Genomic DNA, 18,375 nt, shown 5'->3' on the forward strand with positions numbered 1-18,375 from the left:
ATTCATTCCTGCACATTGAAAGAAAGTATCAATTTCAGGTGGCAGAGCTGCACCACCTGACACAAAAAGCCGCACATGTCCACCTGTACGCTGCTTTAGTTTATCGAAAACCAGTTTGTCGGCAATTTTCTTTTGTAGTGATACTAAACCTCGCTGGCCTTTAGAATATTTCCTTCCCGTTTCAACTGCCCAGTTAAATATTTTTTTCTTGGTGTCACTTCCTTCCTCAACACTTTTGACGATCAGATTGTACATCTTCTCAAAAAGTCTGGGCACGCTGATCATTATGGTAGGTTTGGCTTCAGGCATATTTTTCGATACCGTATCTACACTCTCTGCGTAGTAAACTTCCACCCCACTGGATATCATTGCGTAATAACCAGCTGTACGCTCAAACGAGTGACAGAGCGGCAAAAATGAAAGCAAGCGATCATTGTCATCCCAATAAATATGTTGTGTAGCTGCTTTCACATTACTGACAATGTTGTGATGAGTGAGCATCGCCCCTTTTGGTTTACCGGTTGTACCGGAAGTATAGATCAATGTAGCGACGTCTTCAGGAACTACGGCTTTGCTTCGTTCTTTTATGGTTTTCTTATGAGTCTCAAGATGCTTGCCTCCTTCTAACAGCATATCATTATACATCTTCACATAATCCTCTTCCATAAGGTGCACTAACTTTGCCTCATCAAAAGCGATAACCTCAACCAATTCATCACAGTTATCAAAAACTTCCACGGCCTTCTTAAGCTGAAGTCCGGTAGAAACGAAAAAAATCTTGGCACCCGAATCTTGTAAAATATATTCGCACTGCCCGGCCGGTAAGGTAGTGTAAAGAGATACATTGATAGCACCAACCAATTGAATAGCCAGATCTACTGCAGCCCATTCATATCTGTTCTCACTTAAAATGCCAACTCTGTCACCTTTTTCAATCCCCTTTTCGATCAAATAGGCTGCAATTGAATAAACATCGTCTGTAACCTGATCCCAATCAATGGGCTGATACTCCGAATCAGGGGTAGGTTTAAAATAGAATGGCTTTTTCCCGGCACCTTTATATTTTTTTGAAAGGTTAATAAAAAGCTCAGTAAGTGTTTCAAAAGGGACTATAGTAGGCATAATTAGCTGATTTATTCCAAATGTAACTCCACTGCAAATATACTACTCTTGAAATCAAAAGCACGGATTTCATAAGGAAGTTTCAACTCGTATATTTAGGCAAACAAAAAAAGTATTATGGCACACCCAGCACACGAGGATACAGTACATTTAGTAAAGGAGATCTTTCGCTCTTATCTCAAGGAACGTAATCAACGTCAAACACCGGAGCGTTTCATGGTGTTGGAAGAAATATATACCGCCGACGGTCATTTTGATGCCGATGATATTTTCTTCCACATGAAAGAGGCCGGCACCCGGGTTTCAAGAGCAACAGTATATAATACGCTCGATCTGCTTGTTGAGTGCGGACTTGTTCAGCGTCAGCAATTTGGCAAAAGCCAGTATTATTATGAACGTGCCTATGCCTACCAACAGCATGACCACATTATTTGCAGAGAGTGTGGCCACGTGCTGGAATTTTGTGATCCTCGTATAGGGGAAATACAAAGAATGCTTTCTGAGATTCATGATATGGATATTGACGGGCACTCACTGCATTTCTTTGGAACATGCAGTGATAAGGAAAGTTGTGAACGCAGGAAAGAAGCAGATAATAAGATCGCTGACCTGAAAGAATCTTAACTGATACTACTACCTACAATTTTTCACTTCCTAGTTGGCTGAATCTGAATCAATCACCCGGAGATGTAAGTCTCCTGAATGAAACGTCGGGCAGCCCAGCGGCTTCCCAGCCATCCCATGATCAATGAAAGTGAGATCATAGCTCCTACCAAAAAGTACCATCTTCCATAGGGCCAGCTGAGTATACCCATATCAGAAAGATAGAAAGGGATAGCAAATTCAAATATCAGGAATACACTAAGAACAGCTAAAGTACCTGCTATCAAACCCTGTAAAATACCTTCTACTATAAATGGACTTCGTATAAATTTATTGGTAGCTCCAACTAATTTCATGGCCCTAATAAGGTCTCTTTTTGCATAGATGGTCAGCCGTATCGTATTGTACACTAATATCAATGCTGCCATTAAAATAAGAAGCCCGACCCCCCCTCCAATAAGTGTAAAAGTATTCAGGTTAGATTCCATTACCCGAAGTAAGGCCGCATTGTATTCCACTTCATCAACACCGCGCACAGTGCTTAAGCGTGAGACCAACTCTTCAATATGTTCTGCCCCTGCATCAGTATTTACATTCAACCGAAATGAGGCCGGAAGGAAATTCAGTTCAGCGAGTTCTTCAACTCCTGCACCAAATTCCTTACGCATTACAGCAGAGGCACTGTCTTTTGAAATGTATGTAATCTCCTGAACCAATTCTTCCGTTTCAAGCTGTTGGCGAATTTGATCTGTTGTACGATCATTAACATCCAAAAGGAACACTTCCACTTCTATGAGATCTTTTATAGACATTGCCTGACTATATACATTAAATCCAATTCTTGTGAGTACACCTAATAAAAGCACAGCAATAAAAAGAGAGAAGATTGAAGTAGTTGCTGCAAGTTTAGTTCGTCTAATTCCTGTATAACCTTCACGTAAAATATATTTTATGCTCATATCAATTTCTAAATTGTGCTCTTATTCCTACAATTAAACGCCGCGGTGGCATTGGGAAACCGGCCGCCTCAAAGTAGCCTGCCTGACCCAATCCATCAAGTGCATTTTCCCACCTGAGTACAACCATTATTCCACGAACCCGTGCCGAAAGTTCCCCATCCAATCTAAAGAATGGAGGAAGTTCCTGATAGGTACTATTCCCCTGCCAATAACCCAACTCCGTGTTGTATGTGCGCGCGCTGTAAACGAATGGTGATAATAAGGTTTTTACACCTAATTTCAGATATGCTGCCCGATCAAAGACATATCCTTTTACAAAAGCAGAATTTCGGAGCCAGATGATCATATCCTGATTGTTCAAAACCGCGACCGGAGAACTCTCATCTTCGTAATTAAACTCCTGAATGGTACCCGAACTTTCTATTTCAAACAGATCATTCTCAAACCTTCCAAAAACCGTAGCAGACAATTGCTCAAGACTTTGGCTGTTTGTGAACGAGCTATCCGGGGTTAAAAAAGTTGCATTTTTAGACATTTTGAATCGCCCCTTGCTTCCAAATGTAAGGGTTTGACCCAACTTTAGATCGATACTGCCGGTTGCGGAAATACCTTTCTCATTATCTAAATTTTCATTACCCCGATAGTTTTCAGATTCCCAATACAATGACTGTATTGTGGGCATTCTGCTGAACTGAGAAATACTTCCACTTAGACCCACACTTTTGAATAGGTTCAATTTTACGCCGCCGGTTATATCATATCCTGCTTTTCCGTCGTTGCGGCTATTTTGATCTCCTTTCGCATAAACCAAAAAATTATCGCTCAGTTGATAGCTGAGAGAAGAACCTGCATTAAAATTCGACCACTGTGTTTTCGAAACAGGTGTGAATTCCTCTGCTGAAATTTGCTGCATCCCCACTTCCCCTCTGATCTCAAAATTCTTCCATCTTACTGACTTGAAAATATTAGCGCTCAAAGTCCTGAAGTCATGAGATAAAGTATCTGCACTAAAAAAAAGATCTTTTGTGTTTTTAGTGATCGATAGCTCCAGGCCGGCATCTTCCGCAGCAGATGAATCCCTTCTGTGATAGATACCGGTTAAAAGATCCCATCTGTTAAATTCAGAATTCGCATTTGAAGACCTTGGAACGGATGAAAATTCATCAAATGGAAAGGTAGAAGGATCACCTACATTGTACCCAAAAGGCTCATCCTTATTTAACTGATTACGGAGATATAAGCTTCGGATCAAAAAGCGGTCATTCAAATGATGATATAACCTTCCCACGATCTGATTTCCTTCAACACCACTGTTTGGATAATAAGATCCACCCCTTCGGTCCCAATAAGAGATCTCTAAATTCGTGCTCTCCGTAAAATTCTGAGCAACCATAAATTCCAGGTTCCGATAAGCCCCATTTGCCTCATCATAATTCAGGTAGCTTCGGGGTTTGATGATATAGTAGTCACGAATACGAATATTCGATTCATAATTGCCGCCATAACTTTCAACAGCCTTGCTGATCTTGCGGTGAGGAACCAGGTTATAGTTAACCAGCCCTGTTATCGGATTATTTAAGGATAGCCCATCCAGTTCAAGGTGCTGCTCATAAGGTCCATATCCATTTATATGAAAAGCATCAACCCTGCCGGTTGTGCCTTGCCTGAAAGAAATAACATCTCTCCGGTAGGCTTGATAATCACCCCAATTTGGCCAAACTTGCCACCGCAGGAGACTATCTGTAGCTATCAAAAAACTATAAGCCTCCGGCTTTTCAGACCATGGGGTCACCTGACCGGGCTCAGGTTCTTCCTCCTGATTTTGTACAAGGGTATCCTGAACTGAAGCCAAAGAATCACTCACTATAAATTCCGTGGCAGACGAATCTACCGCAATGGAATCCGGATTCTGCGCTAAAGCCATCGCAGGCAATGAAAACAAAATGATATGAAGGAGAATTATTTTCTTCAAGGAAGCTCTTTTTTAAGATCGTAAGGCATCGTATCAATTTTCTTCAAGATACGGCGGACGGTTTCCAATAAAACCATTTTTGTTCGTTCTTTATTAATAAGGCGATCTTTGGTAAACATAGCTTTTATCGCAAAATGTTCCCCGCCTTTTTGATAATAGCCCATCCAAACCGTACCCACCGGCTTCTCTTTTGTTCCTCCTCCGGGGCCGGCAATACCCGTAGTAGAAATTCCAATATCGGTCCCTAGTTTTTCAGCCACTCCCTTTGCCATTTGCAGGGCCACCTCTTTACTTACTGCACCAACGGTATTCAAATCATGCTCAGAAACCCCAAGCTGCCCCACTTTCACACTATTGGCATATGAGATAATTCCACCATCAAAATATTTACTGCTTCCCGCTACATCTGTAAAAGAATTCGCTATCAAACCGCCCGAACAGCTTTCGGCAACAGAGATGCGCAGGTCATCCTTAACCAACAATTCACCAACCGCCTCACTCAGAGAATGATCTTTTCCTTCACCATATATATACCTTCCTGCTTTTTCGTATATGATTTGTATGAGTTTAATGAGATAATCTTTTGCTTCTTCTTCTGTTTTACCCCTGCTATTAAGTCTTAAAGTAACCCCTCCCGGAGAAGGCAAGTATGCCAAGCTTACTCCATTCTCAAAATATTCGGAAAGATCACCCAGAATCTCATCACTTAGGGTACTTTCACCAATACCGGCTGTTTTTATATAATGGGAGTATAAGTAACCGATGTTTCCAAAGGCTTCTCTTAATTTTGAAGCTACCCGCTTGCGCATCAGATATTTCATTTCTCCCGGGACTCCGGGCAATACTGCCAGGTACGTATCACTTTCATGAAACCACATTCCCGGTGCCGTGCCTGTTTTGTTGAACAATACATCGGCATTTTCAGGTACTTCGGCCTGACCATGATTTGATTTAGAAAATGGAATATTTCTTTCCTCGAAGATCTTTTTGATATACTCCAGTGTTTGCTCATCAAGTGTATAGCCCACTTCAAAAAGATCAGCAACTGCTTTCTTAGTCATGTCGTCGTGAGTAGGACCCAAACCTCCCGTGCAGATCACCAGATCAGACTCATTCATTGAAGTCCGTATAGTATTTTTTATATCATTGAAATCATCACTGATAGTGTAAACCTTAGTAACATTAAAACCCGAACCCGTCAAAAACTCTCCAAGCCAGGAGGCATTGGTGTTTACCGTGTCGCCGATAAGAAGCTCATTGCCGATTGAGATGATCTGTGCATTCATGACCTGTAAATTCAGTATAAGCTCGCCCAAATTCCACAGCTATTTAGTGATGAGGTTTAAGGTGCAAGAAGCAAGGTTCAAGACTCTTCTTGCTCCTTGCACCTCGCTACTTGAACCTGACAAAAAATCCATCATGTTATGAATGAAATTCCTTAGTAAGTTTCGGGACTTAAAATTCCTGCAATACAATCAATGAAAAACCTCCCAAATATTCTCAGCGGCTTAAGAATGATCTTAGCGCCCATATTTCTGTTCATGTACATTCAGGATGAACTTATTTGGCGCTCGCTCAGTATTGCTGTTTTTGCCACGGCTGCTGTAACCGACTACTTTGACGGCAAAATTGCACGATATTATAAACTGGAAAGCGATTTTGGTGTTTTCCTTGACCCTTTAGCTGATAAATTCCTCACTTTCGCGGGATTTTTGTGCCTGCCTTTTCTGGACGCAAGTCAATTTCCCTGGTGGGCCGTCATTGCCATTTTGATCCGGGATATTCTGGTTACTTCACTCCGCCTTTATGCCGGCAAGAAGAACCTAAGCATGGAAACCCGCTTCACCGCAAAAGCCAAAACCATGGTTCAGATGATCTTCTTATACGCTGTTCTTTTGGTCGGGGTATTCAAACAAGCGGATATTGATTTTTCAGATGTCGCTATGAGTATATTCAATTCCGGATCTCTGTACTATGCCATGATGTTTGTTACAGCCCTGACTGTTTATTCAGGAATTGAGTATCTGTGGATCAATAGAGATATGTTCAACGCTGAAAACACGTCTTCTTGAATACACTTAAATATTTATTAGGAACCGGATTTTATTCCGGACTCACTCCCAAGGCTCCCGGAACGGCAGGCAGTTTTGTTGCTCTTCTAATCGTGTTTGGTATTGTGTATGCACAAATTCATTCCCTTTTGATCATATTCATCATCAGTTCGGGATTGCTTTCGCTTTGGGTAGCCTCCTATTTTGAAGAAGAATTTGGCAAAGACCCACAGATTATGGTCATTGATGAATGGGCCGGACAAGGCCTTACTTTTGCTGCGATTTCCTTCACAGGTGATCTGTTAACCAATGTAACACTGTTGATCACCGGATTTATTCTTTTCAGATTTTTTGATATCCTAAAACCTTTGGGAATCAACAAAGTGCAAAAAGCCAAAGGCGGCTTTGGAATTTTAGGGGATGATTTATTAGCAGGATTGTTTGCGCTTATCTGCTTAAAAACCCTTATTTTTACGTGGCCGAATTTATTTGGGATGAATTAATACCTCACTCATCGCAACGGACCTCTAACAGAATTTAAACGACTTATGATACTTAATACCTCATTTGCACGTGAGCTGGCGTCTCATTTGCTTGAAATTAATGCCGTAGTATTACGACCCAGCAATCCGTTCACATGGACTTCGGGATGGAATTCCCCCATCTATTGCGATAACAGGCTTACTTTAAGATACCCTGAGATCAGAAATAAAATTGAGAATGAATTCACTGATATCATTGAAGAAAAATTTTCAAATGTTGACGTGATCACAGGAACTGCGACTGCAGGTATCCCCCATGCCGCATGGGTTGCCGCAAATCTCAACAAACCCATGGCCTATGTTCGTGCTAAAGCCAAAGCACACGGTATGGGCAACCAAATTGAAGGCGGGGTGAATAAAGGGGAATCAACGGTTGTTATTGAAGATCTGATCTCTACGGGCGGGTCAGCAATTTCAGTTATAGAAGCTTTGAAATTTGTTGGAGCCAAAGTAGATGCTGTTATATCTATTTTTACCTATGATTTTGACAAAGCTTCCAAAAGGTTTACAGACATTGGCGTGCCTGTTTATACCCTTACTGATTACAAAACCCTTGTTAATGTTGCCGTCGAGAAAGGCATCATAGACGGCGATGATCTGGAATTACTTTCAAGCTGGAGAGATCACCCAGACATTTGGCCTGATACCCCCGAAGAGCAATAATTTATATATTCGAATTCCTAAAATTTAGATTTAGTGACAAATAAAACGTTTTACATAGAGACTTACGGATGCCAAATGAATTTCGCGGATTCTGAGATCGTGAATTCCATTTTATTGGAAGATGGCATGAAACCCGTTCATAATGCTGAAAGTGCTGATGTGGTACTTGTAAATACCTGTTCTATTCGGGAAAATGCAGAAACCAAGGTATGGAACCGCCTAAAAGAATTACGATCTATCAAAAAAGAAAATGGTGAACTGACGGTGGGCGTATTAGGCTGCATGGCCGAACGGATTAAAGACCGGATTATCGAACAGGAGCATTTAGTTGATATTGTAGTTGGCCCTGATGCTTATCGTGATATTCCCCGCCTTCTGAAAGAAGTTGATGACGGACGCAAAGCCGTAAACGTATTACTGTCGCTTGAAGAAACCTATGCAGATATTGCCCCGGTCCGAACTACCGGAAACGGCGTCAATGCTTTTGTATCCATAATGCGTGGATGCGACAATATGTGCGCTTTTTGCGTAGTTCCATTTACCAGAGGACGTGAAAGAAGCCGCCCGATGGAATCCATTCTTCGTGAGATCAAACAATTGAGCGATGAAGGATATAAAGAAGTTACCTTGTTGGGACAAAATGTGAATTCATACCTGGATGGGGAAACCAGCTTTACCAAACTCATGGATGAAGCCAGTAAAGTGGACCCTGAAGTGAGATTTCGTTTCTCCTCCCCTCACCCAAAAGATTTCCCGGACGACCTGCTGCACCTGATCGCCGAGCGACCTAATCTTTGCAACTACATACACATTCCAGCACAAGCCGGAAGCAATACGATGCTTGAAAGAATGAGACGTCCCTACACTCGGGAAGGATACCTGGATCTCATCGAAAATATGAAGTCAATTATCCCGGGAGTTTCCCTTTCAACCGATATTATAGCCGGTTTCTGTGATGAAACAGAAGAAGAGCATCAGCAAACCCTGTCTCTGATGGCAGAAGTAGAATACGATCTTGCCTACATGTTTGCCTATTCAGAACGCGAACGAACACTTGCCGCCCGTAAATTTGAGGATAATGTGCCTGAGGAAATTAAAAAACGGCGGTTATCAGAGATCATCACTCAGCAAAGAGAGATACAGGAACGCAGAAACAAAGAGGAAGTTGGTGCACGCCATTTAGTACTGGTGGAAAGTACCAGTAAAAAGTCAGAGGAACAGCTGAGTGGAAGAACCGATACCAACAAGATGGTCGTTTTTGATCGTAAAGATTACAAACCCGGTGATTATGTAGAAGTAGAAGTTACTGACACTACTTCAGCTACTCTGATTGCCAAAGCCATTCGGAAAACAACTCTTTCTGAATACTATGGAGCTGAAGTTGTAGCCTAAGTGAAACTGAAGGCAACATATCTTTTTGGTTTTTTTGTATTCCTGTTTGCTTCAGGTATTAGCTCCGAAAGTCTGGCCCAGCCTTCATTCGGTGTTATATGGGATGCCCCGTCAGACACAGCTGTTGCTGTTGATCAGCTTAATACATTTTCAGCTTTAGGTGTTACCCATTTGGAGGTAGATCATCCCTTAGCAGAACCTATTAAGTCTATCCTCTACCGGGCTGACTTTACAATCCTGATCCGGTCTCAGAACTACTTTTTTACGCTTTCTGAAATACATGAGAATCAGGATCAACTTTTGGATGACTACCTAGGTTTAGCTGAAGAATACAGATCCATGCTAAATGCAGGTGGTTTAGGCTTGCTATCTCACAGCCAGACTTATGACCCCGATTTTGAAACTTCCTTCAAACCTTTGTTAGACTCTCTCTCGGTCTATTCTAACAAATCGTTTTACTACTTCTATCAGAACGCATGGTTTGACTTCAGAAATCCCGAACAAGCTTTCGGCATCCTGTACAATGATGAGGACTATCAACCGGCAGATCTCTCAGAGATCGATAGCCGTATTAATTTTTTCGTAGCTGATAACTCAAACAGATTACTATTCTTTAACTCCTCCTGGCTTTTAGAAGCTACTGATAAATATCCCGAGCTTATCCACAGCCTGTTGATCTTAAAAGAGAACAACACCTGGGAACTTCCCTTACCAAATACCGACAATAGTGATCCCGACTCAAACTGGATCGTCCTCATATTATTGATACTTTGGGTAGCATTGGCCTTTCAGATCAAATATTTCCCTTACGCACGCCCTATGATCTCCCGCTACTTTTTAGCGCACCGTTTTTTTGTGGATGATATCCTACACTATCGGGAGCGAAATGCCACAGCAAGTATCTTTATGATGATGAAACATGCTCTTTTTGGAGGCCTGGCCTTTTATATCATTGCACATATTCTGTTCAGTGAAATTGGCCTCGAGGCATTCTTTCATCAAATTCCATGGCTGGCTATCACCGGTGCCAATTATTTCTCATTGTTTCTTTCCGGTTTCTTGGTGATCATCCTCATTCAGATCATTGCCGTTCTTTGGATACATTTACCAGGTAAAACACTCGAGCATTTCAGCCAGACCTTTAATCTCTATGCAGGGCCTTTTTATCTGGATTATCTAATCCTGACCCTAATGGTCACTTTATTTGTGACAGGCAGCGGAAACACCTTGATACTTATCCTCTTCGGTCTCTATGTCCTGATCTGGTATGCAAGCTTCAACATAACCTCATTTGATGCATCCCGAAATATGGGGTCGAGTCAGTTTTTATACCTTTTGATCACCATAGGCCTTCACTCCCTCGTCTCTTTGTTTCTCCTGATATATGTGCTTCTTCATACCAACATGATAGAAATACTCGATCTGGCAATCTCGTTGTAGTTTTTTATAGGAGTTGGGCAAGATTAGGTCATCACGTCATCATGTATTTAGCTTCAGGCAGGATCTATAATACATTTAGGAGCACCGCAACAAGAAGAAGTTCTATAAGGAAAAGAAATTATACACTGTACAACCCTGTTAGATATATAAGCGTAATTAATACATACAAATTTTACCTATGACAACCACAGAAAAAAAGAAAGCAAATACTGAATATGATGTACACGATGTTATCCAGCAGCGATGGAGTCCGCGGTCTTTTTCTGACAAGGAGGTAAAACCTGAACTGATTCGAAAACTTTTTGACGCTGCAAGATGGGCACCTTCTTCTTTTAATGAGCAACCATGGAGATTTATTTATGCCCGAAAAGAAGAACCGGAACAGTTCGATAAATTGTATCAGGTGATGGGTGAATTCAATCAAAATTGGGCTGGTGAAGCCCCCATGCTGCTTCTCACCATTCTCAAGGAGAAGTTCAGCAATAATGGTAAGCCAAACAGAGTCGCAAAATATGATCTCGGAGGTGCAATGGCTTATTTCACTTTCGAGGCCACCCGGCATGATCTATATGTACACCAAATGGCCGGAATTGATCAGGAAAAAGCAAGGGAAATATTTAATATCCCCGAAGGCTACAAGGCTATAACAATGGCGGCTATCGGTTACATAGGGAATCCTAACGACCTTGAGGGTGATCTCAAAGAGACCGAAGTTTCGGAACGTACGCGTAAAGATATAGATGAAATAGCTTTTCAGGGTGAATGGAAAGGCGATAAAGGATAGATAAATCCGTCTCAGACCGGACCAAATGCCAGTAACACATTTGCTACTTTTTCAAAGCCTGCGATGTTGGCTCCTTTAACGTAGTCGATACTATCACTACCGTTGGTTCCATACTCTTTACATTTGCTGTGGATGTCTTGCATGATCTCACGCAGCTTTTCATCTACTCTTTCCTCTGTCCATTGTAATAGGCTTGTTTCATTCTATTATATTGAATCCCTGTAAGATCTTGTACTTTGGCCGTAATCCATTGATCTATTTCTGATCCTTTTCCAGAAAATCTAAAACGGCATGCCAGTCCGGAAATTTATTGCTCCCGAAATTGATCCATGTCCCCTTAAACTCAGCCGCTCCGTTGTAAGCCATATCATCGATAAGATACTCACCGAGCATCAGGTCTTTTCTTTTGGTGAGAATGAGCTTATTTCGAATTTGTTCATCAAAATGCCGTTCAACCCATAAACGCTTGTGAGTCCACGCGTCAGGATTGTCCCAGGGTGCCGATGATAATATAAAGACCTCAAATCTCTCATCATCCAGTAATTTCCTAACGGCCTCCACTCCTCCTTCTATCGTCTCAAGATTTTCGTAAATACCGGGTAGCTTATCCGGCCGGCCTTTATATTCTTTATGTTTTGAAAACGGATGTTCATCCCACGCTTTTTGGAAATCAGCAATGACTCCGTCTAAATCCACATATACGATCTTACTCATAATTGATGAGTGATTTTAATATTCCATAAATTTATAGTGTATTCACGTAGTATAACACCATGAATATTCTCAGGGTTGCCGGAGGTTGGGAAAATGTACGTCAGAATGTACTGATCTCTTTCATAATATTATTTATGTTTAAAGAGATAAACGCCTCACTTCTTTCAAAAATCAAATTTATCAAAACCTAAAGTACGCGGATTTAAATAACTATTGAATCTGTTGTAATTAAAAAATCTAATCACCAGACCTTAACTCATGGAATTCAAAAGCATCAATCCCTACAACGGACAAGAGATAGCCACCTATAAAGAACATTCAAAAAAAGAGATTGACGCCATTCTGGAAAAATCCAGTACCGCTTTTGAAAGCTGGCGACAGGTTCCGATCAAAGAGCGTTGCAAGCTGTTGGTAAACGCCGCAGATCTGCTCAGAAAGAATGTTGACAAATATGCCGAGACAATGACCCTGGAAATGGGGAAACCGATCAGTGAGGCTAAAGGAGAAGTCAACAAATGCGCCTGGGTATGCGAGTTTTATGCTGAAAATGCGGAACGCTTTCTGGCCGATGAGATCATTGAAACGGATGCCTCCGAGAGTTTTGTCAGTCATGACCCTATCGGAACGGTACTGGCTATCATGCCCTGGAACTTCCCTTTCTGGCAGGTATTCCGTTTCGTGGCCCCTACCCTTGCCGCAGGAAATACAGGACTGCTGAAACACGCCCATAATGTTTTTGGCTGTGCCACCCATATTGAAGAACTGCTCCTCGAGGCCGGTTTTCCGGAAGGCGTATTTCAAAACCTGTTTATTCATCACGATGATATAGAAAGCATTATTGCGAATGATATCGTTAAGGCAGTGACCCTTACCGGCAGCGAACGAGCCGGAAAATCAGTAGGTGCACTGGCCGGAAAATACCTGAAGAAGTCGGTGCTGGAGCTTGGCGGCAACAACGCCTTTATCGTGCTGGAGGATGCAGATATGGATCAGGCCGTAAAAACGGCAATCACAGCCCGGATGATGAACAGCGGACAAAGCTGCATCGCTGCCAAACGATTTATTCTCGTCGGTGATGCATACGACAAGTTCCTGCCCGCTTTCATAGATGGAGTGAAGTCTATCAAAAAAGGCGACCCGACAGACGAGGGTATAGAGATAGGACCGCTTGCCCGAAAAGACTTGGCAGACGAGCTTCACAAACAGCTTGAAAAGTCGGTTAAACACGGTGCAAAAGTTGAAACAGGCGGCAAACAGGACAACGCTTTTCACGAGCCCACCGTACTTACAGGAGTGAAACCGGGAATGCCCGCATTTGACGAGGAGACTTTCGGACCTCTAGCCGCCATAATTCGTGCAAAGGATGCTGATGAAGCGTTTGAGCTGGCCGCCAATTCAAAATATGGTCTCGGAGTATCGCTTTTTACATCTGATATCGAAAAAGCGCGGCGGCATATCGGTAAAGCCCCGGACGGAGCCTTTTTCATAAATGAGCTGGTGAAATCTGATCCGCGACTTCCATTTGGCGGTACAGGCAAATCGGGATATGGACGTGAGCTTTCCCGTGAAGGAATTCACGAGTTTATTAATAAAAAGACGGTTTACATAAAGAACTAAAACTAAACATGCCGTCGCTTCCAGAAAACCGGTTTCATCTGAGCCGGTTCATGCGGTTCATTCTTTGGGTTTCTATCTACCATTTTTGGATTATGCGAATCTTTATAAACTACGCTTTTCTGTTAACCGGAAATCACCGAAACAAGCTCTTCTCTTTTAAGTAGGCTAAAATCTATACAATAGTAAAAGCCCGCCATTTTTTTGACGGGCTTTTTAAAGTTGCTTTTGTTTAGTTGTATGTTACATTACGGAAAGATTGTTGTTTACCAATGTAGCGCCGGCCTCATAAGCTTCTTCTGTTGCTTCAAATACAGCGTTCAGAGATATAACTTCTCCTTTCAGAGTAACTTCTCCATTTTCAACTACTACATCAACATTAGTAGTGCTTACAAATGGGGACCACAATAATTCTTCGTTAACGGCTGCTTTCAGCTCATTATCGGTCAAGTTTTGCGGTGCAACAAAATCATAGTCGAAGGCGATGACATCCCAATCCATAAACATAGGTTCATAAACTAATTCTTCATAATCAACGGTTATGTTATTAGTGATCTCAATAACACCGTTAACTCTTGATGTAACCTCATCCGCTTCATATTTCTCAAAATAGGAATCGGTAGTACCCGAAAGAGTTACTTTTCCATCCTCGACACGTACATCAATGTCACTGGCAGTCACGTAAGGATCACGAATTAAGGCTTCGAGTATATCCTCCTTAACTTCCACATCGGTATAGTTCATATCCGGCTCTACAACAATTTCGTTGCTTACTGCCATTTTATTATCAATTAAAAGTACTCCGTGTGTATTTTTTACTACTTGTGCAGCTGCTCGTGCGGCCTTTAGATTTGTTACAGTTCCTGTCAGTGTTACACTTCCATTTTCTACTTCGACATATAGCAGATCTTCGTTCACTCGGGGATGCTGATCAAAAGCATCTAGTATAGCTTCCCGGATATCTGCATCCGATTTGTCAGCCAGGAAGTCTGTTCGCTTCATATCTTCCCTTAGCCATGATTTTACTTCTAAATCATTAGTCACTACTTCAGTGATACCTGCTACATGCGCAATTGATGTAGCCAACTGTTTTTCGTACAAGCTTCCTACACTTCCGGATAGCGTGACTACCCCATTTTCAGAATCTACTTCGAGCAATCCGGCATCAATTCTTGAATTCCATGCCAAAGAGCTCTCGATCTCACTTTCTATTTCCATGTCTGTGCGGTCAACAGTGTAATCAACGGAAATATCATTTATAATTCCTTCCACTCCATCCACACCTTTGGTGATGGTAGCGACCAGTTCTTTCTCTTGCCAGGAATCTACCACTCCGGTCAACTTTACAATACCGTCCTCAACCGAAGATTCAATCTCCCATCTATCCGTAGCAGGATCTGAAAGCAGCGCACTCTCTATATCATCTGCTAATGCTTCATCCGTTTTATCTCCTTCAACAACAATTTGATTTACAATAGAACGTACGCCTCGGGTTGTTGAAGCAACTCGTGCTGCCCGTTGCTTAGTTAAGATATTGTCAGTCGTACCCGTTAAAGTCACAATTCCATTTTGGGTTGATACCGAAATAATATCCGGGTCTATCCCTCTTGTTGTGATCAGGTCGCTGCTTATCGCAGTGGTAATTTCCGCATCAGCAGGTTGATCCACCTCTACCTGTTCTTCCTCTTGAGCATTACAGGCTACCTGCGTTGAAAATATTATTAATACCATTGACAAAAGGGATATTAAACTTTTGTTGCTTGTTTCTCTGTTCTTGTCAAAAAACATGTTACTATCTCCTTTTCATTAATTTACCTTAGTTAAAACCCATAACAAGAATAACCCCTCTCTTGTTCTATGCACATAACGATCTTTACAAAATTTAAAATTATTTAAATCCTTTAAAATAATGACTTATGAAGAGCTGTAATTTCTTCACAGAATTGATGTCTGCTGTGCCCGGTGACCTTATTTCTTGTTTTGAAAGTAGCCGGGTTCTAAACTTAGATGGGCAGAATATTTTTCCAAATAAGGAAAACGGTTAGCTACTTAGGAAGCTGTTAGCGGGTGGGAAACCTTTGTAAACCACGCGTTTCTGTTTGCCCAAAACCACCTGAAAAGAAGAAACTCTCTCCTGCTGAGCAGGCTAAAGTGTACCGGGAATTACTGGACTCCGGAAAGGTGAAAAACAAAGCTGAACTTGCCCGAAAGTTTGGATCGAGCCGGGCTTGGGTGTCTAAGGGTTTTGAGTAAAGAATAATGTGGGCAGCGTAGTCTCCTCTGACATTTTAGGTGAGAATATCGAACCTACTCTGGATATGTAAACTCCCCCCTCCAGGCCTGTCTGTTAAACCTAGGGTAGTTTAACGAAAAAGGTTGACCCGACAGCTACTTCACTGTCAACTTCAATTTTCCCTCCATGGGCTTCTACTATCTTTTTCACAATTGCCAAACCAAGACCTGTACTTTTTTCTCCTGCCGTAGCCTCTACACTGATATTTGAATATGGTTCAAATAGCCTATCTATCTCATCCTCGGGAATGCCCTGACCATGATCCTGTACAAAAATAGTAACCTCTTCACCCTTATCTGAACGTATAATTCCAACCTCAATCTCGGTGTCAGGATTGGAATACTTAATAGCATTCGATAGAAGATTATCTAATACCTGCCGTAATTTACGACCATCAATTACTTTCTTGACTGATAGATCGGGCAGATGTGTTGTTATAACGATATTTTTTTTGCTTGAGGAAGAACGACTAAGCGAAACAACTTTCTCAATTAGATCAACAAGATTGATCTTCTCTTTATCCAATTTTATACTTCCTGATTCAAAAGAAGACATATCGAGCATATCTTCAATAATTTTGACCATATACTCGCTCGTACCTTTCACCTCTTTTACCATCTTATACTGTTCCTCGGTGAAAAAACTCTCCTCTTGATGGTCATCTATCAAAAATTCTGCAAAGTTTAGGATGAGCATAAGGGGGTTTCGGAGATCATGTGCTGCCATTCCCATCACTTGATTCTTGAATTCATTCATACGCTCAAGTTTAGCCGTCTTTTTGGTGAGTTCACGCTGCATGTTTGCCAGCTCATTATTTAGCTCACTCATATCGTTGTATAACTTCCTTTCATCCTCTTTTAAAAAATCCTTCTGATGTTTTTCCATGTAAATCTGTTATACGGTTATCCTGAATAATTGGAGTGGGCTCCCCTTATACGTTCTTCAAATTGAAACTCCAATCGGAATTTCCCTTTGGTTTCTATCTTAAAATCTCCGCTTAGCTGCTTCAGTAAGGTATGGATCAGGGTATTTCCTAAGCTATCAGTATCTGTAAAATCAATATGATCCGGATATCCTTCCCCATTATCTTCATAAAGGACTTTAATATTATTCCCCAAGCGGGTAATGCTAACCATAATTTTTCCTTTCTCCCTGTTTATAAAAGCATATTTTAATGAATTCGTCATGAGTTCGTTTAACAAAAGTCCCAGAGGAACTGCCTGGTTGATGTTGAGGCCGCCAACCCTCACTTTAGTAACCAAGTCAATATTATTTCTTTCCGGACCTATGGTCCTCTTAATAGTTAATAAAAGGTCCTTGATATACTTCTCGAAGGGAATTTCCGAAAAACTTTCAGACTGATACAGCAGTTCATGAACCATTGCAATAGAATGTATCCGGCTGGTAGTATTTTCAAGCTTATTCCTGAAATTTTCATCTTCAACTTCCAGCATCTGAAGAGTAATGAGACTGGAGATGATGGCCAGATTATTTTTTACCCGATGATGGACCTCCAATAACAACGTTTCTTTTTCCTCTAAGGATTCTCGTAATTCTTTTTCCTGCTGTTTTCGCTTTGTTATATCAGAGAAAGCAACAACGCCTCCCTCTATTTTACCATCTTGAATCATGGGGCTTGAAGTGTATTCTACGTTAAAACAAGTCCCATCACTTCTCCAGAATACTTCGTCTGTGACCCTGCAGCTTTCATGCTTGTTTTTGGAAATAAAAATAGGGCATTCTGATTCCGGATAGAATTCCCCATTTGAATACTTATGATGGATGAGCTTATGCATATTCTTTCCTATGCACTCCTCTGAACGATAACTAAGCATATTGGCTGCGGCTCTATTGATAAAGGTACAGCGACCCTCAGTATCAATACCATAGAGACCCTCATCGGTGGACTCCAGTACCAACCGGTTTTTTTGATATAGCTCTCGTAGTGATTGTTCACGCTCAATTTGAGTTGTTACATCACGTGAATTTGCTAAAAATCCCTCAATGGCAGGGTTATCTAATAGATTTGTCATAATCGTTTCGATCCATCGCCATTCTCCTTTACCATCCTTAAATAAAAAAGGCTCAAGTTTAAACCTCTTTTCTTCCGGCAAGTTTGCTAAAACTTCTTGTATGCGGCCTTTATGCTTGTCCTCTATATAGTCGAGGGCGTTATTTCCTATAAACTCTTCCGGAGATATGCCTAAAACAGATACTGAGGTGGGA

At 41.5% G+C, this 18,375-nt stretch carries 17 protein-coding genes and 1 pseudogene; 9 read left to right on the plus strand and 9 right to left on the minus strand.

What is annotated here, in order from left to right; translation table 11 throughout:
- Nucleotides 1-1,122: AMP-dependent synthetase/ligase (locus VFM80_RS09285; RefSeq protein ID WP_395071551.1), on the minus strand; the 1,122-nt coding region annotated here is incomplete at its 3' end.
- Between the two features lie 117 nt (nt 1,123-1,239).
- Between VFM80_RS09285 and VFM80_RS09290 the strand changes: the two genes are divergently transcribed.
- Nucleotides 1,240-1,746, plus strand: a complete 507-nt coding sequence (locus VFM80_RS09290; protein ID WP_395071552.1) for a Fur family transcriptional regulator — start codon at nt 1,240-1,242, stop codon at nt 1,744-1,746.
- A 53-nt stretch (nt 1,747-1,799) separates the two neighbouring features.
- Here the strand turns inward: VFM80_RS09290 and VFM80_RS09295 are convergent, their stop codons facing one another.
- The 3 genes from VFM80_RS09295 to VFM80_RS09305 are packed head-to-tail and all read right to left on the minus strand — an operon-like array spanning nt 1,800 to nt 5,972.
- A complete protein-coding gene (locus tag VFM80_RS09295) occupies nt 1,800-2,684 on the minus strand; it encodes a cell division protein FtsX (protein ID WP_395071553.1) in 885 nt (294 codons plus the stop codon).
- A gap of 1 nt (nt 2,685) precedes the next feature.
- Entirely contained in the window at nt 2,686-4,656 is a 1,971-nt protein-coding gene (locus tag VFM80_RS09300; protein WP_395071554.1) for a putative porin, read from the minus strand.
- On the minus strand, nt 4,653-5,972 hold the full coding sequence (locus VFM80_RS09305) for a competence/damage-inducible protein A (protein ID WP_395071555.1): 1,320 nt from the start codon (nt 5,970-5,972) through the stop codon (nt 4,653-4,655). Before VFM80_RS09305 ends, VFM80_RS09300 begins: the two co-directional genes overlap by 4 nt.
- Nucleotides 5,973-6,134: 162 nt before the next feature.
- Here VFM80_RS09305 and VFM80_RS09310 point away from each other — a divergent pair, with 162 nt between their 5' ends.
- From VFM80_RS09310 to VFM80_RS09335, 6 genes are all read left to right on the plus strand, one after another.
- Nucleotides 6,135-6,728, plus strand: a complete 594-nt coding sequence (locus VFM80_RS09310) for a CDP-alcohol phosphatidyltransferase family protein (RefSeq protein ID WP_395071556.1) — start codon at nt 6,135-6,137, stop codon at nt 6,726-6,728.
- Nucleotides 6,725-7,210 carry a phosphatidylglycerophosphatase A family protein gene (locus VFM80_RS09315; protein ID WP_395071557.1) on the plus strand — a complete coding sequence of 162 codons (486 nt, stop codon included), beginning with the start codon at nt 6,725-6,727 and terminating at the stop codon, nt 7,208-7,210. Before VFM80_RS09310 ends, VFM80_RS09315 begins: the two co-directional genes overlap by 4 nt.
- A 45-nt stretch (nt 7,211-7,255) precedes the next feature.
- Complete coding sequence (pyrE, locus tag VFM80_RS09320) at nt 7,256-7,912, plus strand: orotate phosphoribosyltransferase (protein ID WP_395071558.1); 657 nt, start codon at nt 7,256-7,258, stop codon at nt 7,910-7,912.
- A 33-nt stretch (nt 7,913-7,945) separates the two neighbouring features.
- Nucleotides 7,946-9,304, plus strand: coding sequence for a tRNA (N6-isopentenyl adenosine(37)-C2)-methylthiotransferase MiaB (miaB, locus tag VFM80_RS09325; protein ID WP_395071559.1), 1,359 nt, complete (start codon nt 7,946-7,948; stop codon nt 9,302-9,304).
- Nucleotides 9,305-10,744 carry a hypothetical protein gene (locus tag VFM80_RS09330; RefSeq protein ID WP_395071560.1) on the plus strand — a complete coding sequence of 480 codons (1,440 nt, stop codon included), beginning with the start codon at nt 9,305-9,307 and terminating at the stop codon, nt 10,742-10,744. It abuts the gene before it with no gap.
- Between the two features lie 178 nt (nt 10,745-10,922).
- A complete protein-coding gene (locus tag VFM80_RS09335; RefSeq protein WP_395071561.1) occupies nt 10,923-11,528 on the plus strand; it encodes a nitroreductase family protein in 606 nt (201 codons plus the stop codon).
- 11 nt (nt 11,529-11,539) lie between these two features.
- Here VFM80_RS09335 and VFM80_RS09340 read toward each other — a convergent pair.
- Both VFM80_RS09340 and VFM80_RS09345 read right to left on the minus strand, forming a co-directional pair.
- Nucleotides 11,540-11,713 (minus strand): annotated as a pseudogene (locus VFM80_RS09340) (glutamate dehydrogenase); the annotation flags it as partial.
- Nucleotides 11,714-11,783: 70 nt separating this feature from the next.
- Complete coding sequence (locus VFM80_RS09345; protein WP_395071562.1) at nt 11,784-12,242, minus strand: 5' nucleotidase, NT5C type; 459 nt, start codon at nt 12,240-12,242, stop codon at nt 11,784-11,786.
- A 258-nt stretch (nt 12,243-12,500) separates the two neighbouring features.
- Between VFM80_RS09345 and VFM80_RS09350 the strand changes: the two genes are divergently transcribed.
- Nucleotides 12,501-13,859 (plus strand): NAD-dependent succinate-semialdehyde dehydrogenase, encoded by a 1,359-nt coding sequence (locus VFM80_RS09350; protein ID WP_395071563.1) that lies wholly within the window; start codon nt 12,501-12,503, stop codon nt 13,857-13,859.
- Nucleotides 13,860-14,099: 240 nt separating this feature from the next.
- On the opposite strand, the gene VFM80_RS09355 is transcribed toward VFM80_RS09350, so the two are convergent.
- Nucleotides 14,100-15,587 carry a BON domain-containing protein gene (locus tag VFM80_RS09355; protein ID WP_395071564.1) on the minus strand — a complete coding sequence of 496 codons (1,488 nt, stop codon included), beginning with the start codon at nt 15,585-15,587 and terminating at the stop codon, nt 14,100-14,102.
- 336 nt (nt 15,588-15,923) lie between these two features.
- Here VFM80_RS09355 and VFM80_RS09360 point away from each other — a divergent pair, with 336 nt between their 5' ends.
- Nucleotides 15,924-16,109, plus strand: coding sequence for a hypothetical protein (locus VFM80_RS09360; RefSeq protein WP_395071565.1), 186 nt, complete (start codon nt 15,924-15,926; stop codon nt 16,107-16,109).
- 100 nt (nt 16,110-16,209) lie between these two features.
- On the opposite strand, the gene VFM80_RS09365 is transcribed toward VFM80_RS09360, so the two are convergent.
- Nucleotides 16,210-17,034 carry a sensor histidine kinase gene (locus VFM80_RS09365; protein WP_395071566.1) on the minus strand — a complete coding sequence of 275 codons (825 nt, stop codon included), beginning with the start codon at nt 17,032-17,034 and terminating at the stop codon, nt 16,210-16,212.
- Nucleotides 17,035-17,051: 17 nt separating this feature from the next.
- The coding region (locus VFM80_RS09370; protein WP_395071567.1) for a PAS domain-containing sensor histidine kinase at nt 17,052-18,375 on the minus strand (1,324 nt) is incomplete at its 5' end.

Source organism: Gracilimonas sp., assembly GCF_035704785.1.
Lineage (GTDB): Bacteria > Bacteroidota > Rhodothermia > Balneolales > Balneolaceae > Gracilimonas.